Genomic DNA, 16,308 nt, shown 5'->3' with positions numbered 1-16,308 from the left:
ATCACCTTTGCCCACGGCCTGGTGAAGAACGCCTACGTGGGCCGTACCTTCATTCAGCCCACGCAAACGCAGCGCCAGCTCGGCATCCGCCTCAAGCTCAACCCGCTGCGCGAGGTCATCAAGGGCAAGAAGCTCGTGGTCGTCGACGACTCCATCGTCCGCGGCAACACGCAGCGCGCCCTTATTCGCATGCTCCGCGAGGCCGGCGCCGCCGAGGTCCACGTGCGTATCGCGTCCCCGCCGGTGAAGTGGCCGTGCTTCTACGGCATTGACTTCGCCTCGCCTGCGGAGCTCATCGCGAATGCCACGCCGTCCGATGACCCGGAGACCGTCGCCGACGTTATCCGTGAAGCCATCGGCGCGGACTCCCTGGGTTTCGTGTCCGTCGACGACATGGTCGGCGCGACCGAGCAGCCCGGCATGGAGCTGTGCACTGCGTGCTTCACCGGCAACTACCCCCTGGGCCTGCCAGCGGGCAACCCCAATGCCGAGGCCGTGCGTAAACTTCAAGGCACCGACGCCTAAACCCCTTCCGACCGACTTTTAAGGAATCCCACCGCGATGTCTGAAAACCCCACCGCTTCCTCTGAGACCGCCGCCGAGAACTCCGGCACCACGTACGCCGCTGCCGGCGTGAGCATCGAAGAGGGCGACCGCGCCGTTACCCTCTTCGCCCCGCACGCCAAGCGCGCCACCCGCCCGGAGGTCATGGGCGGCCTCGGCGGTTTTGCCGGCCTGTTCAAGCTGGGCGAGTACAAGGAGCCCATCCTCGCTGCCGGTTCGGACGGTGTGGGCACGAAGCTCGCCGTCGCCCAGGCGATGGACAAGCACGACACCATCGGCATCGACCTGGTCGCCATGTGCGTCGATGACCTCGTGGTCTGCGGAGCCGAGCCGCTCTTCCTCCAGGACTACATTGCGGTGGGCAAGGTCGTTCCGGAGAAGGTCGCCGAGGTCGTCAAGGGCATCGCCGAAGGCTGCGTCCAGGCAGGCTGCGCTCTGCTCGGCGGTGAGACCGCGGAGCACCCCGGCGTCATGGACCCAGAAGAGTACGACGTCTCCGCCACGGCCGTGGGCGTCGTCGAGGCTGATGGCCTCCTTGGCCCGGACAAGGTCCGCGATGGAGACGTGCTCATCGCCATGGGCTCCTCTGGACTGCACTCCAACGGCTACTCGCTGGCCCGCTACGTCCTCCTCGAACAGGCGGGCCTGCCGCTCGACGGCCACGTGGAAGAGCTCGGCCGCACCCTCGGCGAGGAACTCCTTGAGCCGACCAAGATCTACGCGCTGGACTGCTTGGCGCTCGCCGCCGAGTGCCAGGTCTCCACGTTCTGCCACGTCACCGGCGGCGGTCTCGCGGGCAACCTCGAGCGCGTCATCCCGGAGGGACTCACCGCTGAGGTCAACCGCGCGACCTGGACCCCGGCCCAGATCTTCCGCACCATCGCCTCCGTGGGCAAGATCGCCCTGTCCGAGATGGAGAAGACTTTCAACATGGGCGTCGGCATGATCGCCGTCGTCTCCCCGGAGGACCGCGACCGCGCCCTGGCCATGCTCACCGCCCGCCACCTCGACGCCTGGGAGCTCGGCACCATCCGCGAGTCCGGCGGCGACGAGCCGCGCGTCATCATGCAGGGCGAGCACCCGAACTTCTAAGTTCGCGCCTCAGACACACGCCGCCCGTGCCGCATCGGCAGGGCGGCGTTCGCGTGTCCGGTTCCTTGCGAAAATCGCGTCGGCTCATGCGGCGCGCGGAGAATTATCGCAAGGAACGAGCTGGTGGAATGCGCCTGTGCGTCGCGTGGAAACGGTGTCGCGGATTTCATGACAACGAAGGCTCAGATTTCCGTGGTTTATGGGGCCTTCGTTGTTCTGAAGTCCGCCGCGCGCCGCGCGCCGGACGGACGAAGCGCAGACAGCGTCGTGACGGACACGGTCAGGATGGGGACACGCAAAAATCCGCCGCCGGGCGGGCCGGCGGCGGAATAAGAGTCTTAGGACTTAGCGCTTGTCCGAAGAGTCGGTGTCATCCTCAACGTCGTCTTCATCGTCATACTCGTCGATGTAGTCGGCGTATTTGTCTTCGTAGTCCACCTCGTCTTCGTCATCCCAGTCGTTGCGCGGCTTCTGAGCGGCGAGCTCGCGCTGGAGCGAGTCCAAATCCATCTCAGGTGAGTTGTACTTCAGCTGGCGTGCAACCTTGGTCTGCTTCGCCTTCGCGCGTCCGCGTCCCATGTGCATGACCCCCTTGAGGTGTGTGTAGGCATTCCAGGGAAGTTCGGATGCCCCATCGAATTTCAATAACAGTATGGTCCTGTTAGACACAATAGCCTGTGTGCCGAAAAAATTCCGCACCGCCCCCTGTTACAGGGCAAAGAAGGCTAGCGGCCGCGCAATTTCTCCACCGCGGCGCGGCCAGCCTTGGGGCCCTCATCCGTGGGGATGGACTCTGGCTCGACGCTCGCGGCGACGTTCGCCTCGCCGCGCAGCGGGCCGGTGACGAGATCGGTGCCCGTGAGTGCAGAACGCTTGACCAAGCCGAGGGCGATGGGGCCGAAGTCACAGTCGTCGACGACGGTGCCCAGGCGGCCCACGCGGCGCCCACCGGGGCCGGACAGGATATCGGCGCCCGGCTCGGGGCGGTCCGCGGTGGGACGTCCTCGCTCGTGCCGTATTACCCGGCCGAAAAGGTCGTGGGCCAGGCATACGAGGTGACCGAGGGCGCCGAGCCGCAGGGCAAGGGCGAGGCCGTTGTCACTAGCGATGCCGCAGAGAAGTATGGCATTGCGGTCGGCGACGAGCTGCTCGTCGTGCACCCGGATCACCGCGACGAAGTGAAGGTCGCGGGTCTCGTCACGCCGGAAGGCAAGGGAGGCGCCACGGGTTCGTCGCTCACGCTCATGATGGCCGCGGACGCGTTCACGGAGGTCTACGGCAACGCGTCGACGCTCGCCGTGGCCGCAGCCGAGGGCACGACGGCGGACCAGCTTGTCGAGCACATTAACGTCGAATATGGCGAGGGCGGCCCACAGGACCTGGGTATGAGTGCAGAGTCAGGTGCGAAGCTCGCGGAAGAAGCCACGGAGACGATGGCTTCTGCCCTGAAGTTCATCAACTACTTTCTCATCGCGTTCGGTCTCATCGCGTTGCTCGTGGGTACGTTTATCATCGCGAATACGTTCTCGATGATCGTCGCACAGCGCACGAAGGAGTTCGCGCTGCTGCGCGCGCTGGGCGCCTCGCGCGGTCAGGTCACGCGCTCTGTCATCTTTGAATCCGTCATCGTGGGCCTTATCGGCTCCGCGGTGGGTGTCGTCGCGGGCATGGGGCTCGTGGCGATTATCAAGGCCGTGATGAATGCGCAGGGCATGGTGATGGGCTCCTCGCTGGGTCTGTCCGCGAGCGCGATTATCGTGCCTATCATCCTGGGAACCATCGTCACGGTCGTCTCTGCGTGGGCGCCGGCGCAGCGTGCGGGCGCGGTGCAGCCGGTGGAGGCCATGCGTTCCTCCGAGGCGTCCACGAGCCAGCCGCTCACCGTGCGCACCTGNGTCACATGAAAGCCGCCACGCACTCGCGTGGCGGCTTTTGTACTCTTAAAGGTATGAGCAACCGCGACGACGTCTTTATCAAGCGCGCCCAGGTGCCCGCCCAGGCTGGCTATGAGGCCGCGGGATTGGTCTGGCTTGCCGATGCCGTCCCGGGTTCCGTCGTGCCCGTCCTCAGCGTCGGCGGGACGGAGCTCACTATCGAAAGGCTCGCCGCGGCGCGGGCCACTCCGCGCGCGGCGCACGAGTTCGGTGCGGCACTCCGGCGCCTCCACCNTGTGGTGCCTGGGCTTCCAGTCGTTTTAGCCCCCGATTGTCTGTCGTGACCGTGCTTTCCCTCAAGTCTCACGCGCGGCGGCCAGGTGCCAGCGACTGAGAGGAGGGTCAGGCACACGCGATCGGCTACAGCGACGCCGACCGCAACGCCGGCGCACGGGCTACAGCCTCCGAAAAATAAACGAGTCACACAAATTCCCCTGATTCTTGGACGACTCATTCACACTTCAACGCACGTAGCGGGCGTGACCATTAGGCGGCGCAGACATACTGCTGCCGTGGGGTGTCTCGCAGCGTGTCTATCGACGGAAGAACTCAGGGGAGAGCGGGGTCGCGGTGGTGTCGCCGTGCATGCGCTTGAGGACGTTCTCGGCGGAGATGAGGCACATCGGCACGCCCACGCCGGGGACGGTAGTCGCACCGGCGTAATAGAGATTCTCGAGCTTCGAGGACACGTTTTTCCCGCGGAAGAAGGCGGACTGGCGCAGCGTATGGGCGGGGCCTATGGCGCCGCCGTGCCACGCGTTGTAGCGTTCCGTGAAATCGGCGGGTCCGAGCGTGTGACGGGAGACGACGCGGTCCGCGAGGTCAGGGATATGCGCCCAGCTCGCTATCTGTTCGATGGCGGCGTCGGCAATGTCGTCGATACGGGTGCTGGCCTGGGGGTGGTAGGCATCGCCGTGGCCGAGGGCGGCATCGGCAGGCACGGGCACGAGAACGAAGAGGTTCTCGTGCCCGGCGGGAGCGACGGTGTCATCCGAGGCTGAGGGCTTGGAGACGTAAATGGAGTGGGATGCGTCGAGGGGACGCGTGGGTTCCGGACCGTGGTAGACCGCGCGGAAGTCGGGGCCCCAGTCCTCGCTGAACAGCAGCGTGTGATGTGCGAGTTCAGGTAAAGAACCGCGCACGCCGAGGAGGATGAGCACGGTGCCGAGTCCGGGGTCGCGGCGCGCAAAGTACGAGGAAGTGTAGGTACGCAATGCGGGTGGCAGGAGCGCGGTCTCGGTGTGGTGGAGGTCCGCGGCGGAGACGACGGCATCGGCGGCAATGTGGCGGCCGGCGAGCATTACGCCGGTGGCGCGGCGGCCCGAGTGCGTAATCTCGGTGACGGGCTCGCCAAGGAGAAACTCGGCGCCCGAGGCGGCGTCCGCGATGGCTTGCACGAGGCCGTTGAAGCCACCCACCGGGTACTTGGGCCCTTGGACCAAGTCGGTGTGGCTCATGAGCGCGTAGAGCGCCGGCGCGGCGGCAGGCTCGGAGGAGAGGAAGACAGCGGGGTAGGTGAGAATTTGGAGTAAGCGCGGGTCGCGGAAAGAACCCGCGGCGTGGCGCGCGAGGGACTGGGAGAGCAGGCGCGCGAGGACTCCAAGTCGCGAAAGGACGTCGGGGACGAGCAGCGTGCGCGGGTCAGAAAACGTCGTGTAGAGGAAGTGAGCCAGCGCAATATCGTAGATTTCAGAAGCCTGGGCGAGGTAGGCACGAATGCGGTCGCCGGCACCGGGCTCGATGGACTCGAAGAGGCCTGCGACATGGTCTATGCCGGGGTGGACGTCGAGGGCTTCGGAGGAAGAGAGGACGCGGTAGGCGGGATGGATGTCGCGCAGCTGCGGGCGGGGCGCGCCACAGAGGTCGAAGAAGTGGTCATAGGCCTCGGGCATGAGGTACCACGACGGGCCGGTGTCCCAGCGGAAGCCGTCTGTCTCAAAGGAACCGGCGCGGCCGCCCACGGTCTCGTTCTGGTCGATGACGGTGACGCGCTTGCCGTCGCGTACGAGAAGGGCAGCGGTGGCAAGGCCGGCTACACCGGCGCCAATAACGATGACGTGGTCAGCGTGGTCAGACACGAAGGCTCCTTAAAGAACGAACGAGGAGGGCTGCCTTGCGCGGGGCGGAGACGCGCACCCGGGTCCTGGCGATGGCGTCTGCGGGCGTGTCGGCGAGCTTGTCGGTGAGCTGGGAAAAGAAGTCGGTCGCGGCAGTAACGCCCAGGCGTGCGGAGGCGGGAAGCTCTGGGATGACGGCGCGGGCGGCAGTAAGGTCCGCACGGATATCGGCGATGATGTCGTCTTTCGCAGCGTCGTTGAGGGGGCGGTCCGCAAGCATGGGGAAATAGGTGCGGCCGAGGGTGGTCGTGTCTGCGGCGAGATCGCGCAGGAAGTTGACCTTCTGGAAAGCGGCACCGAGACGGCGGGCGCCGTCCTCGAGGGCCGGGCGGCGGCTGGGGGCGGCGGGGTGGTCGGCGAGGAAGCAGTCGAGGCAGAGAAGACCGATGACCTCGGCGGAGCCATAGATGTAGGAGTCAAAGTCCGCGGGGGTGTAGCTGGTCTGCGTGAGATCGCGGCGCATGGAGGCGAAGAAGGCGCGGATATGCGCGGGGTCGAAGTCGCAGTGGCGGGCGGTGGCGGCGTAGGCGTGGAGGACGGGGTCCGTGTGGAAGCGCTGGCTGGGGGCGGCGAGGACGGCGGCCTCGTAGGCGTCGAGGGCGGCGGCGAGCTCGGTGGGAGAAAGGCCGGCTTGGGAGCCGGCGGCATCGACAAGCTCATCGGCAATGCGGACCACGGCGTAGAGATTGCGGATATCGGTGCGCACGCGGCCACGCAGGAGGTGCGCGGCGAGGGAGAAACTCGTGGAGTAGGAGGCGATGACCTGCGCGGAGGCGCGTGCGGCGGCCGCGTCATAGGCGGCGAGCGGTGAGCGAGGCACGGGCCGTAGTTCTCCTTAAAAGCACACGAATTTAGGGTGGATCTTATTGTAGCGGCGAGGCCTGCGGTGGGAATCAGTAGAGTAGTACGAGCACTAGAACCTAAAACTAGAGGAGTATCCCGCATGACCGAAGCAGCAGCCCGTGCTGTGGAGCTTTTCAAGCAGTACGGCGACGGTGAGACTGCCGTGACGGCGCTTAACCACGTCAACGTCGAGTTTGCGCGCAACCAGTTCACCGCGATCATGGGGCCGTCTGGCTCCGGCAAGTCGACGCTCATGCACACCATGGCGGGCTTGGACGCAGCGACGAGCGGCTCGGCGTTTATTGGTGAGACGGATATGTCCCACTTGAACGACAAGCAGATTACGGCGCTGCGCCGCGACCGTCTGGGCTTTATCTTTCAGTCTTTCAACCTCGTGCCCACGCTCACGGCGGCGGAGAACATCACGCTGCCCACGGATATCGCGGGCAAGGACATCGACAAGGCCTGGTTTGATGAGGTGACCACGCGCCTGGGTTTGGCGGAGCGCCTCACGCACCGCCCGGCGGAGCTCTCCGGTGGACAGCAGCAGCGCGTCGCGTGTGCGCGTGCTCTCGTCTCGCGTCCGGAGATCATCTTTGGCGATGAGCCGACGGGCAACCTGGACTCGAACTCCTCGGCGGAGGTGCTCTCCATCCTGCGCCACGCGGTGGACGAGGATAACCAGACCGTCGTCATCGTTACGCACGACGCGAAGGCGGCGAGCTACGCGGATCGCGTCATCTTCTTGGCGGACGGCCGGTTGGTCAACGAAATCCAGAATCCGACCATGGAAGCCATCCACGCCGTGATGGCGGAAATCGAGGGTTAGATTCTCTATGGCTAGAAAAAACACCATGCGCACGGTCTCGTTGCGCAACATCCTGGCGCATAAGCTGCGCCTGGCTCTCACCCTGCTCGCGGTCGTGCTCGGCACGGCGTTTATCGCGGGTTCGTTCATGTTCACCAATACGCTCTCGGATACGTTCGATGAGGCGGTGTCGTCGACGTACGACGATGTGGACGCGGCGGTCAACGGCGAGGGCTTCGACGGGAAGACGATCGAGACGCTGGAGAAGGATTCGCACATAGAGCGCGTCAATCTCAAGTCGAATCAGACGGTCGTCGTAGCGAACTCGGATGCCGTCGCCTTCCAGACGGGCGGTGGGACGTCCTCGCTCGTGCCGTATTACCCGGCCGAAAAGGTCGTGGGCCAGGCATACGAGGTGACCGAGGGCGCCGAGCCGCAGGGCAAGGGCGAGGCCGTTGTCACTAGCGATGCCGCAGAGAAGTATGGCATTGCGGTCGGCGACGAGCTGCTCGTCGTGCACCCGGATCACCGCGACGAAGTGAAGGTCGCGGGTCTCGTCACGCCGGAAGGCAAGGGAGGCGCCACGGGTTCGTCGCTCACGCTCATGATGGCCGCGGACGCGTTCACGGAGGTCTACGGCAACGCGTCGACGCTCGCCGTGGCCGCAGCCGAGGGCACGACGGCGGACCAGCTTGTCGAGCACATTAACGTCGAATATGGCGAGGGCGGCCCACAGGACCTGGGTATGAGTGCAGAGTCAGGTGCGAAGCTCGCGGAAGAAGCCACGGAGACGATGGCTTCTGCCCTGAAGTTCATCAACTACTTTCTCATCGCGTTCGGTCTCATCGCGTTGCTCGTGGGTACGTTTATCATCGCGAATACGTTCTCGATGATCGTCGCACAGCGCACGAAGGAGTTCGCGCTGCTGCGCGCGCTGGGCGCCTCGCGCGGTCAGGTCACGCGCTCTGTCATCTTTGAATCCGTCATCGTGGGCCTTATCGGCTCCGCGGTGGGTGTCGTCGCGGGCATGGGGCTCGTGGCGATTATCAAGGCCGTGATGAATGCGCAGGGCATGGTGATGGGCTCCTCGCTGGGTCTGTCCGCGAGCGCGATTATCGTGCCTATCATCCTGGGAACCATCGTCACGGTCGTCTCTGCGTGGGCGCCGGCGCAGCGTGCGGGCGCGGTGCAGCCGGTGGAGGCCATGCGTTCCTCCGAGGCGTCCACGAGCCAGCCGCTCACCGTGCGCACCTGGATCGGCGTGCCGCTCATCCTCATCGGCGTCGCGCTGGCCGCGTGGGGCATGGCATCGGATGCTGGAACGGGCGTGCGTGCGAGCCTCATCGGCGGCGCCGCGCTCGCGATCATCGTGGGCTTCTTCCTTGCTTCGCCGGCGATCTCGCTGTTTATCGTCCCGCCGCTGGGCCGCGTTGTGGGCGCGCCGTGTGGCGCTGTGGGCCGTCTTGCGGCGACGAACTCGAAGCGTAACCCGCGTCGCACGGCGGCCACGGCGTTCGCGCTCATGCTCGGCGTCGCGCTCGTCACGGCGATTGGCATGCTCGGCGCGACGATGAAGTCCTCGGTCTCGGACACAGTTGAAAATAACATTACGGCGGACTACCTGCTCTCCGGGCCGCAGTCTGGAAACTTCCCCACGCCGACGGAGACAGGCCAGCGTGCTGCCGATACCCCCGGTGTCGAGGAGGTCATTTCGCTCTCCGTCGCACCGGTCACCGTTGATGGCCAGGCCTCGCTTAACTACGGCCCGCAGTACACGCAGTCGATGATGCTCGACGGCAAGCCCGCGGACATGATCAAATTTGAGATGGCCGAGGGCACGGCGGACTTCGAGGGCGATGGCTTCATCGCGTCCACGGACTTCGCGCAGAAGAACGGTTGGAAGGTCGGCGAGTCGTACCCGCTCGCGGAGGCAGACCCGGCGGCTGCAGTGGCGGGCAAGCCGGCCAAGGAAATCGGACAGGTCGAGCTCAAGGGCACCTTCGATAAGAGCCAGATCGTGCAGAATATGGTCGTCGTCTCCGAGGCGGTGCCGGCAGAGGCTCGCACCGTCAACGTCGTGGGCGTGCGCGGCGAGGATCAGTCGCCGGAAGCCCTGGAGACGTTACGCAGCGACCTTGAGGAGTCTGTCAAGGACCTGGTCGTCGTGCAGGTCATGTCCGGTGAGGATTACGCGGGCCAGGCGGCGACGATGATCGACCAGATGCTCTCCATCCTGTACGGACTGTTGGCGCTTGCGGTCATCATCGCCATCCTGGGCATCGTCAACACGCTCACGCTGGGAGTTATCGAGCGCCGCCAAGAGATTGGCATGCTGCGCGCTGTGGGATCGCAGCGCGGCCAGATTCGCACGATGATCATCCTCGAAGCTGTCCAGATCGCGTTCTACGGTGCGCTGAGCGGTGTGGTCATCGGTCTGGGCCTCGGCTGGGCCTTCCTCAAGGTGCTCGCCAGCCAGGGGCTTGACGCGATGACCATTCCGTGGGGCATGATTGCGCTCATGCTCGTGGGCTCCGGCCTTGTGGGCGTTCTCGCCGCGCTGTGGCCGGCGGCCCGTGCGGCGAAGACGCCGCCGCTCGACGCCATCGCAGAATAGAGCAGCATAGAAGGCCCGCAGAAGCAGCGCCGCAGGAAACGTTCCGGGTAGCAACCGCGCCGAGGGTCTTTTCAACCTCATACAGCGGTGTAAAATGAAGCGCCCTGTCCCCAGTCGAGGGGTAGGGCGCTTTCTCTATTCCCTGAAACGAAGGCTTTCTTATGTCAACGTATTCTCCGGTGCGCCGTCGCGCCTGGGCCGCCGTCATCATCCTTGCCCTCGCCGTGGCAGGACTCGTGGCGTTTATCGTCATGGACCGCGCAGGGCGCGCCCAGGTGACGGGCGAGACGCTCAAGTCCTCCTTTGAAGAGGTCGCGGAGTTCGCGGTCGAGGATTACAGCTACAGCTCGATTGGCACGTACGACGGAGAGAAGATGCACGTCCTCGGCGTCGATGTGCCGTGGACGGAAAAGTCTTTCATCGTGACGTACCGCGGCGAGGTGAAGGCGGGCATCAAGGACATGGAGGCAGTGGAATTCGACCTCGATGAGGACAAGCAGACCGTGACGGTCACGGCGCCGAAGGTGGAGGTACTCTCTTCGACTATTGATCAGAGCAGCGTCGAGCAGTACGACCAGTCCATCAATCCGTTCAACCAGGTGCAGGTGCGCGACGTCTCCGAGTTCATGAAGGGCCGCGAAGACGACGGACAGAAAGAGGCCGTTAAGGCTGGCCTGCTCGACCGTGCGGAGAAGCGTGCCGAGGATCTGCTCGTCTCGCAGGTCAAGGCCACGCTGGGCGCGGCCGGCGCGGGTGACTACGAAGTCACCGTCGACTGGAAGTAATTACCAGCCTTGCACAATGCGCGTGGCCCAGATGGTGCCGCGCCAGGCGGTCACGAGTCCCACGGCGAGCGTGAAGAACGCGTAGGTGAGGAGCTTCCGGTACTGCTTGGATGCGAGCATGTCGCCGAGCTCACGTGCGAGCGTCGACCAGGTTGAGAGGCCTCCGGCGAAGCCGACGGCGAGGAAGGCATAGGCGGGGGAGGAGGCGGCATCGGCAAGCCAGGCGTGCTCGCGGAAGAAGCCGACGGTGAGCCCCAAGGCGAGGGCACCGAGCATATTGGCCACGAAGGTGCACACGGGGGAGGGGAGCACGCGGGTAAGGCCGTAGCGGCCCGCGCCGCCGAGGAAGCCGCCGGCGGCGACGGCGAGGATGCTGACAATCATGCGCGCGCCCTGCTTCCCAGCAGATAGGCGCCCACGCAGCCCACGAGCGTGGCCGTGACATACGCGGCGGCACGTGCCGGGCTCATCTCGCCGGTGAGGAACGCGAACGTCGCAAATGACGTGAATCCGCCCAGCACGCCCGTGCCCCAAAACGGTGCAGGCTTGAAGTAGCCCATGAGCGCCGAGCCCACGATGTTGATGGCGAGGAGGATGGCGGCGCCGGGGAGGAGGGCGGACAAGAGAAAACGGGCCACGGCGCCGAGGGCGGCGCCGGACCCGACGAGTGCTGCTTCACGCATGCAGCGGAGTCTACTACTTCCAGTCCATGTGCTGGGAGCGAACGAACTCCTGGACCTCCTCGACCGGTTTGGAGAGCTTCGGGTCGAACTTGAGGTAGGCGCGCGTCTCGCGAGCAACGAGACCCGAGAGGATGAGCAAGCCCACGAGGTTCGGCAGCGCCATGAGGCCGTTGGCCAAGTCGGAGAAGGACCAGACGACGTCAATCTCCGTGACGGCGCCGAAGAAGACGACGACGGTAAAGAACATGCGGTAGGGGATAGTCACGACACGGCCAAAGAGCGACTCGAGGGAGCGCTCGCCGTAGTAGGACCAACCCAGGATGGTGGAGAACGCGAAGAAGATGATCGAGATGGAGACGATCGTGCCACCCCACGTGCCCGGCAGTGCCGCGGCGAAGGCGTCAGCCGTCATGGTGCCCGCATGCTCGCGGCCCTGGTCCCACACGCCGGAGACGACGATGACGAGGCCGGTGATGGTGACGACGATGATGGTGTCGATGAAGGTCTGCGTCATGGAGACCAGGCCTTGGCGCGCCGGGTGCGGCGTCTTTGCGGCCGCCGCGGCGATGGCGGCAGAACCCATACCGGACTCGTTGGAGAAGATACCGCGGGCGACACCGAACTGGATGACCTGGATGATGGCAGCGCCGGTAAAGCCGCCCACGGCGGAGGTTCCGGTGAAGGTGTCAGTGAAGATGAGACCCAACGCGGCCGGGATCTGAGCTGCGTCAATGATGAGCACGGTGATGCCGCCCAGGATGTAGAGCAGGATCATCAGTGGAACGAAGGCGGAGGTGATCTTGCCGATGGCCTGGATGCCGCCGAGTAACACCGCGCCCAGAGCGACGAACATGAACACGCCCGTCGCGGTGGGGGAGATGCCGAAGGCGGACTCCATGTTGGTGGCCACGGCGTTGGCCTGGGTGAGGTTGCCAATGCCGAAGGAGGCGAAGACCGCGAAGATGGCGAAGAGGAAAGCCAGCACCTTGCCCAGCGTGCCGGGGATACCACGCTTCAAGTACCACTGCGGGCCACCGGCCTGCTCGCCCTTGGCGTCCGTGGTACGGAAACGCACGCCGAGGTACGCCTCCGTGTACTTGGAAGCCATGCCGACTAAGCCCGTGACCCAGATCCAGAACAGGGCGCCAGGGCCACCGATGGAGATGGCCGTGGCCACACCCACGATGTTGCCCACACCCACGGTCGCGGCGAGCGCCGTGGTGAGAGCCTGGTAGTTAGAAATGTCGCCTTCGGTCGAGTCTGAGTCGGAACTTCCGTCGATGAAGGCATGGCGCATCGCGCGGCCCAGGGTGCGGAACTGAATGCCGCCCAGTCGAATGGTGAGCCACAGGCCCGTACCCAGCAATAGTGGGATAAGGACGAAGGGGCCCCAGACGACGCCGCCGATGGTGTCGAAGAGAGTGTGCAGCGAATCCATGGCAAAGAAACTACCGGTGGACAGGTAGTCGCGTTGTCGTTTGGCGGCCTGACCCTTAAACGGGGGTAGATTTTACCTGCAATGTCCAGCGCGACGGGGGAAGATGGAGGAGACAACTTATTTCGTCTTTCCCATTACAAGGAGTCCTCACTCATGGCCCACGAGCGTGCCGGGCAGCCGGCTCAGCCTTCTGATCTTATTGACATCGCGTCTGTCGTCACCGCCTACTACTCGCTGCACCCCGATGTGACGGTCGCCGGCCAGGAAGTCGTGTTTGGCACCTCTGGCCACCGCGGCTCCTCGCTCGACCATGCCTTCAACGAGGACCACATCCTGGCGATTACCCAGGCCATCGTCGACTACCGCACGCAGGAGCGCGTTACTGGACCGCTGTTTATCGGCCGTGACACGCACGCGCTCTCCGAGCCGGCCATGGTCTCCGCGCTTGAGGTGCTGCTTGCCAACGGCGTCGAGGTCATGGTGGATTCCGCCGGCCGCTACACGCCTACCCCGGCCGTGAGCCACGCCATCCTTACCCATCCGGGCTCCGACGGTATTGTCATCACCCCGTCCCACAACCCGCCGCGCGATGGCGGATTCAAGTACAACCCGACCAACGGTGGCCCTGCCGGCGCCGAGGCTACCGATTGGATTGCGGGCCGCGCGAACGACTACCTGCGCGCCGAGCTCGAGGGCGTGCAGCGCACCTCGGTGTCCGGCGTCCTCGATGAGCGCGCTCACGCACATGACTTCCGTGCCGAGTACGTCGCCGATCTCAAGAATGTGGTCGACATGGAGGCCATTAAGAAGGCCGGCGTGCACATCGGCGCGGACCCCATGGGCGGTGCCTCCGTAGATTACTGGCAGGCCATCGCGGATGAGTACGGGATTAACCTCGAGGTCGTCAACCCCGAGGTGGACGGCACCTTCCGCTTCATGACGCTCGACACGGACGGCAAGATCCGCATGGACTGCTCCTCGCCCAACGCCATGGCCTCGCTCGTGGCGAACCGCGACAAGTACGACATTGCGACGGGTAATGACGCAGACTCGGACCGCCACGGCATCGTCACCCCGGACGCGGGACTGATGAACCCCAACCACTACCTCGCTGTCGCCATCGACTACCTGCTCCAGCACCGCCCGGGCTGGGATGAAAACGTCGGAATCGGCAAGACGCTCGTCTCCTCCTCCATGATCGACCGCGTGGTCGAATCCCACGGCCGCCGCCTCGTTGAGGTCCCCGTGGGCTTCAAGTGGTTCGTGGACGGCCTTATCTCTGGCGAGATTGGCTTTGGTGGCGAGGAGTCCGCTGGCGCGTCCTTCCTTCGCTTCGATGGTTCCGTGTGGTCCACGGATAAGGACGGCCTCATCCTCGACCTGCTGGCCGCTGAAGTCATCGCTGTGACCGGAAAGACGCCCTCCCAGCGCTACGCTGAATTGGCCGCCGAGTTTGGTGCGCCCGCCTACGCGCGTACCGATGCCCCTGCGAACCGCGAGCAGAAGGCCGTGCTCAAGTCCCTGAGCCCCGAGCAGGTCACGGCGAGCGAACTCGCCGGCGAGCCGATTACCGCCAAGCTCACGGAGGCCCCTGGCAACGGTGCCGCCATCGGTGGGCTCAAGGTTGTGACGGAGAACGCATGGTTTGCTGCGCGCCCGTCTGGTACTGAAGATAAGTACAAGATCTACGCGGAGTCCTTCCTTGGGGACAATCACCTCGCGCGGGTTCAAGAGGAGGCACAAGCTGTGGTTTCCCAAGTTTTAGGAGTTTAGGCGTAAAGTGAGCAGGGTGAAATCTAAGTTAAATAAGACGCTGGTGTTAGACATCATCAGCTTCGTGGCCCGCTTCTATATGGCGTTCGTGTGGATCACGGCTGGACTCCATAAGATCAACGCCTACATGGACACGAGCCAGTCGATCACCGCCTACAAGATTTTCACCCCGGAGTTTTCGGGCTATCTTGCGACCATCATCGGCCCTCTGGAGATTGCCGGCGGCGTTCTGTTGCTGCTGGGCATCTTCCTCAAGCAGTCGTCGAAGGTCGCAACCGTCGTGCTCATCCTCTTCATCATTGGCATGGGGCAGGCGTGGGCGCGCGGTCTCAATATCGAGTGCGGATGCTTCGGCGTGCAGCCCAGCTCCACTCCCACGGCGGCGCACTTCGCGACCTCCATTGCCCGTGACTTCATCTTTATATTCCTCACGGTGTGGACGATCTACCGCCCGTTTAAGAAGTGGGCTATCCACGCATAATCTCTCATCTGGCCACGTGCTGTGCGTTACACAACCTGCACAAACGTGGCCATTCATAGTACCCTGACAGGCGTTTGCAACGACCTCGTCGTCATCAGACCCAACTAAAAAGGAAAATTCGTGAGTACCAAAGTCACTGACCCGAACGCCAAGGGCTCCTCGGGCTTTATCTGGGCCATCGTTGCCCTGCTCGTTATCGTTGCCGCCGTCATCGGCTACATCGTGTGGAACGGCCAGGGCGCCAAGACGGCCGGCCTGGCCGAGCGCGAGCAGCAGGACGTGAACATGACCGTCGAGTACGCCGACGGCGCCATCACCCTGTCCTCGGAGAAGGCCACAAAGGACACCCCGACGGTCGAGCTCTACGAGGACTTCGCGTGCCCGCACTGCGCTGATCTGGCTGTCGCCACCGATGGCGACATGAAGACCGCCATCGAGGATGGCTCCCTCAACGTGGCTATCCGTCCGCTCAACTTCCTCGACGTCTCGGGCTCCCTCGACGAGGCCACCCTCGCCGGTGCTACCGGCCACTCCACCAAGGGCGTCGCCGCGACCATCGAGCTCGCCAAGTCCGGCAACGCTGCCGCCTACTGGAACCTGCGTAACACGCTCATGGTCGACCAGCAGGTCGTGTACAACAAGTGGGAGATGAAGGACTTCGCCGACGCCGCCAAGCAGTTCGGCGCGGATGATGCCACTGTTGACGCCATCAAGGACGCCGACCTCAAGGCTGACGGTGGCGACATCGCCGCGGCCAACGCCATGAAGCTGAAGGAGGAGACCGGTCAGGTCTCGTCCCCGCGCATCATCCACGACGGCAAGGACCTCATTGGCGACAACGAGGACATCACCACCTGGGTCGAAAAGGCCAAGGATCTCAAGGCTTAAGACCGCGCAGGCGGTGCCCGCGTGCAGGCGATTTGGAAGCCTGCGGGCACCGCGTGTACATTAATGCGAGTTGCAACTAGTGGAGATTTCTCCGGTAGTTCGCACCTCGTATGAGGGGCTATGGCGCAGCTGGTAGCGCACCACACTGGCAGTGTGGGGGTCACGGGTTCGAATCCCGTTAGCTCCACTTATATAATTTCATACCACCCAAGGGGCTATGGCGCAGCTGGTAGCGCACCACACTGGCAGTGTGGGGGTCACGGGTTCGAATCCCGTTAGCTCCACGTC

At 64.4% G+C, this 16,308-nt stretch carries 15 protein-coding genes, 2 tRNA genes and 1 pseudogene; 11 read left to right on the top strand and 7 right to left on the bottom strand.

From position 1 onward, the window contains the following. On the top strand, window positions 1–525 hold a 525-nt coding region (locus BN9444_RS13245), incomplete at its 5' end, for an amidophosphoribosyltransferase (protein WP_338078341.1). Between the two features lie 36 nt (window positions 526–561). After that, a complete protein-coding gene (gene purM, locus BN9444_RS13240; RefSeq protein WP_068802134.1) occupies window positions 562–1,656 on the top strand; it encodes a phosphoribosylformylglycinamidine cyclo-ligase in 1,095 nt (364 codons plus the stop codon). Between the two features lie 345 nt (window positions 1,657–2,001). Here the strand turns inward: purM and BN9444_RS13230 are convergent, their stop codons facing one another. Both BN9444_RS13230 and BN9444_RS14420 read right to left on the bottom strand, forming a co-directional pair. Then, the gene (locus BN9444_RS13230; RefSeq protein WP_181734566.1) at window positions 2,002–2,235 is read right to left on the bottom strand and encodes a DUF3073 domain-containing protein; all 234 of its coding nucleotides are present in this window, start codon (window positions 2,233–2,235) and stop codon (window positions 2,002–2,004) included. Window positions 2,236–2,381: 146 nt separating this feature from the next. Then, the gene (locus BN9444_RS14420; RefSeq protein WP_068802132.1) at window positions 2,382–2,594 is read right to left on the bottom strand and encodes a hypothetical protein; all 213 of its coding nucleotides are present in this window, start codon (window positions 2,592–2,594) and stop codon (window positions 2,382–2,384) included. Between the two features lie 51 nt (window positions 2,595–2,645). Between BN9444_RS14420 and BN9444_RS13950 the strand changes: the two are divergent. Then, window positions 2,646–3,548 (top strand): annotated as a pseudogene (locus BN9444_RS13950) (ABC transporter permease); the annotation flags it as partial. A 575-nt stretch (window positions 3,549–4,123) separates the two neighbouring features. Here BN9444_RS13950 and crtI read toward each other — a convergent pair. Further along, entirely contained in the window at window positions 4,124–5,668 is a 1,545-nt protein-coding gene (gene crtI / locus BN9444_RS13210; RefSeq protein WP_068802129.1) for a phytoene desaturase family protein, read from the bottom strand. Then, on the bottom strand, window positions 5,661–6,527 hold the full coding sequence (locus tag BN9444_RS13205; RefSeq protein WP_066513080.1) for a phytoene/squalene synthase family protein: 867 nt from the start codon (window positions 6,525–6,527) through the stop codon (window positions 5,661–5,663). Before BN9444_RS13205 ends, crtI begins: the two co-directional genes overlap by 8 nt. 123 nt (window positions 6,528–6,650) lie before the next feature. On the opposite strand from BN9444_RS13205, the gene BN9444_RS13200 reads away from it, so the two are divergent. The 3 genes from BN9444_RS13200 to BN9444_RS13190 all read left to right on the top strand — a co-directional run bounded on the left by BN9444_RS13200 (window position 6,651) and on the right by BN9444_RS13190 (window position 10,757). After that, entirely contained in the window at window positions 6,651–7,379 is a 729-nt protein-coding gene (locus BN9444_RS13200; RefSeq protein WP_066513078.1) for an ABC transporter ATP-binding protein, read from the top strand. A 7-nt stretch (window positions 7,380–7,386) separates the two neighbouring features. Next, window positions 7,387–9,972, top strand: coding sequence for an ABC transporter permease (locus BN9444_RS13195; protein ID WP_066513077.1), 2,586 nt, complete (start codon window positions 7,387–7,389; stop codon window positions 9,970–9,972). 161 nt (window positions 9,973–10,133) lie between these two features. Beyond that, window positions 10,134–10,757 carry a DUF4230 domain-containing protein gene (locus tag BN9444_RS13190; protein WP_066491446.1) on the top strand — a complete coding sequence of 208 codons (624 nt, stop codon included), beginning with the start codon at window positions 10,134–10,136 and terminating at the stop codon, window positions 10,755–10,757. Here the strand turns inward: BN9444_RS13190 and BN9444_RS13185 are convergent, their stop codons facing one another. Genes BN9444_RS13185 through BN9444_RS13175 form a run of 3 tightly spaced genes read right to left on the bottom strand, consistent with a single transcriptional unit; the run spans window position 10,758 to window position 12,878 of the window. Next, a complete protein-coding gene (locus BN9444_RS13185) occupies window positions 10,758–11,141 on the bottom strand; it encodes a fluoride efflux transporter FluC (RefSeq protein ID WP_066491449.1) in 384 nt (127 codons plus the stop codon). It lies immediately after the preceding gene. Then, window positions 11,138–11,440, bottom strand: coding sequence for a fluoride efflux transporter family protein (locus tag BN9444_RS13180; RefSeq protein WP_066491451.1), 303 nt, complete (start codon window positions 11,438–11,440; stop codon window positions 11,138–11,140). Before BN9444_RS13180 ends, BN9444_RS13185 begins: the two co-directional genes overlap by 4 nt. 13 nt (window positions 11,441–11,453) lie before the next feature. Continuing rightward, window positions 11,454–12,878 (bottom strand): alanine/glycine:cation symporter family protein, encoded by a 1,425-nt coding sequence (locus BN9444_RS13175; RefSeq protein WP_068802128.1) that lies wholly within the window; start codon window positions 12,876–12,878, stop codon window positions 11,454–11,456. 153 nt (window positions 12,879–13,031) lie between these two features. Here BN9444_RS13175 and pgm point away from each other — a divergent pair, with 153 nt between their 5' ends. The 5 genes from pgm to BN9444_RS13150 all read left to right on the top strand — a co-directional run bounded on the left by pgm (window position 13,032) and on the right by BN9444_RS13150 (window position 16,304). Next, the gene (gene pgm, locus BN9444_RS13170) at window positions 13,032–14,651 is read left to right on the top strand and encodes a phosphoglucomutase (alpha-D-glucose-1,6-bisphosphate-dependent) (protein WP_066513074.1); all 1,620 of its coding nucleotides are present in this window, start codon (window positions 13,032–13,034) and stop codon (window positions 14,649–14,651) included. Between the two features lie 16 nt (window positions 14,652–14,667). Next, on the top strand, window positions 14,668–15,132 hold the full coding sequence (locus tag BN9444_RS13165) for a DoxX family protein (protein WP_082723291.1): 465 nt from the start codon (window positions 14,668–14,670) through the stop codon (window positions 15,130–15,132). Window positions 15,133–15,252: 120 nt separating this feature from the next. Then, the gene (locus tag BN9444_RS13160) at window positions 15,253–16,020 is read left to right on the top strand and encodes a DsbA family protein (RefSeq protein WP_066513070.1); all 768 of its coding nucleotides are present in this window, start codon (window positions 15,253–15,255) and stop codon (window positions 16,018–16,020) included. Between the two features lie 114 nt (window positions 16,021–16,134). Next, a tRNA-Ala gene (locus BN9444_RS13155) sits at window positions 16,135–16,207 on the top strand. A gap of 24 nt (window positions 16,208–16,231) precedes the next feature. Further along, window positions 16,232–16,304, top strand: a tRNA-Ala gene (locus BN9444_RS13150). The last annotated feature ends 4 nt before the right edge of the window (window positions 16,305–16,308 follow it).

It is taken from the genome of Corynebacterium phoceense (genome assembly GCF_900092335.1).
Classification (GTDB): Bacteria; Actinomycetota; Actinomycetes; order Mycobacteriales; family Mycobacteriaceae; genus Corynebacterium; species Corynebacterium phoceense.
The sequence above is the reverse complement of the archived record's forward strand: the minus strand, read 5'-3'. Positions and strand labels throughout refer to the sequence as shown.

Excerpts from the sequence above, each read along its gene's own strand:
- purM (WP_068802134.1), top strand. The coding sequence starts at position 562 with ATGTCTGAAAACCCCACCGCTTCCTCTGAGACCGCCGCCGAGAACTCC.
- BN9444_RS13230 (WP_181734566.1), bottom strand. The coding sequence starts at position 2,235 with ATGGGACGCGGACGCGCGAAGGCGAAGCAGACCAAGGTTGCACGCCAG.
- BN9444_RS13200 (WP_066513078.1), top strand. The coding sequence starts at position 6,651 with ATGACCGAAGCAGCAGCCCGTGCTGTGGAGCTTTTCAAGCAGTACGGC.
- BN9444_RS13195 (WP_066513077.1), top strand. The coding sequence starts at position 7,387 with ATGGCTAGAAAAAACACCATGCGCACGGTCTCGTTGCGCAACATCCTG.
- BN9444_RS13190 (WP_066491446.1), top strand. The coding sequence starts at position 10,134 with ATGTCAACGTATTCTCCGGTGCGCCGTCGCGCCTGGGCCGCCGTCATC.
- BN9444_RS13185 (WP_066491449.1), bottom strand. The coding sequence starts at position 11,141 with ATGATTGTCAGCATCCTCGCCGTCGCCGCCGGCGGCTTCCTCGGCGGC.
- BN9444_RS13180 (WP_066491451.1), bottom strand. The coding sequence starts at position 11,440 with ATGCGTGAAGCAGCACTCGTCGGGTCCGGCGCCGCCCTCGGCGCCGTG.
- BN9444_RS13175 (WP_068802128.1), bottom strand. The coding sequence starts at position 12,878 with ATGGATTCGCTGCACACTCTCTTCGACACCATCGGCGGCGTCGTCTGG.
- pgm (WP_066513074.1), top strand. The coding sequence starts at position 13,032 with ATGGCCCACGAGCGTGCCGGGCAGCCGGCTCAGCCTTCTGATCTTATT.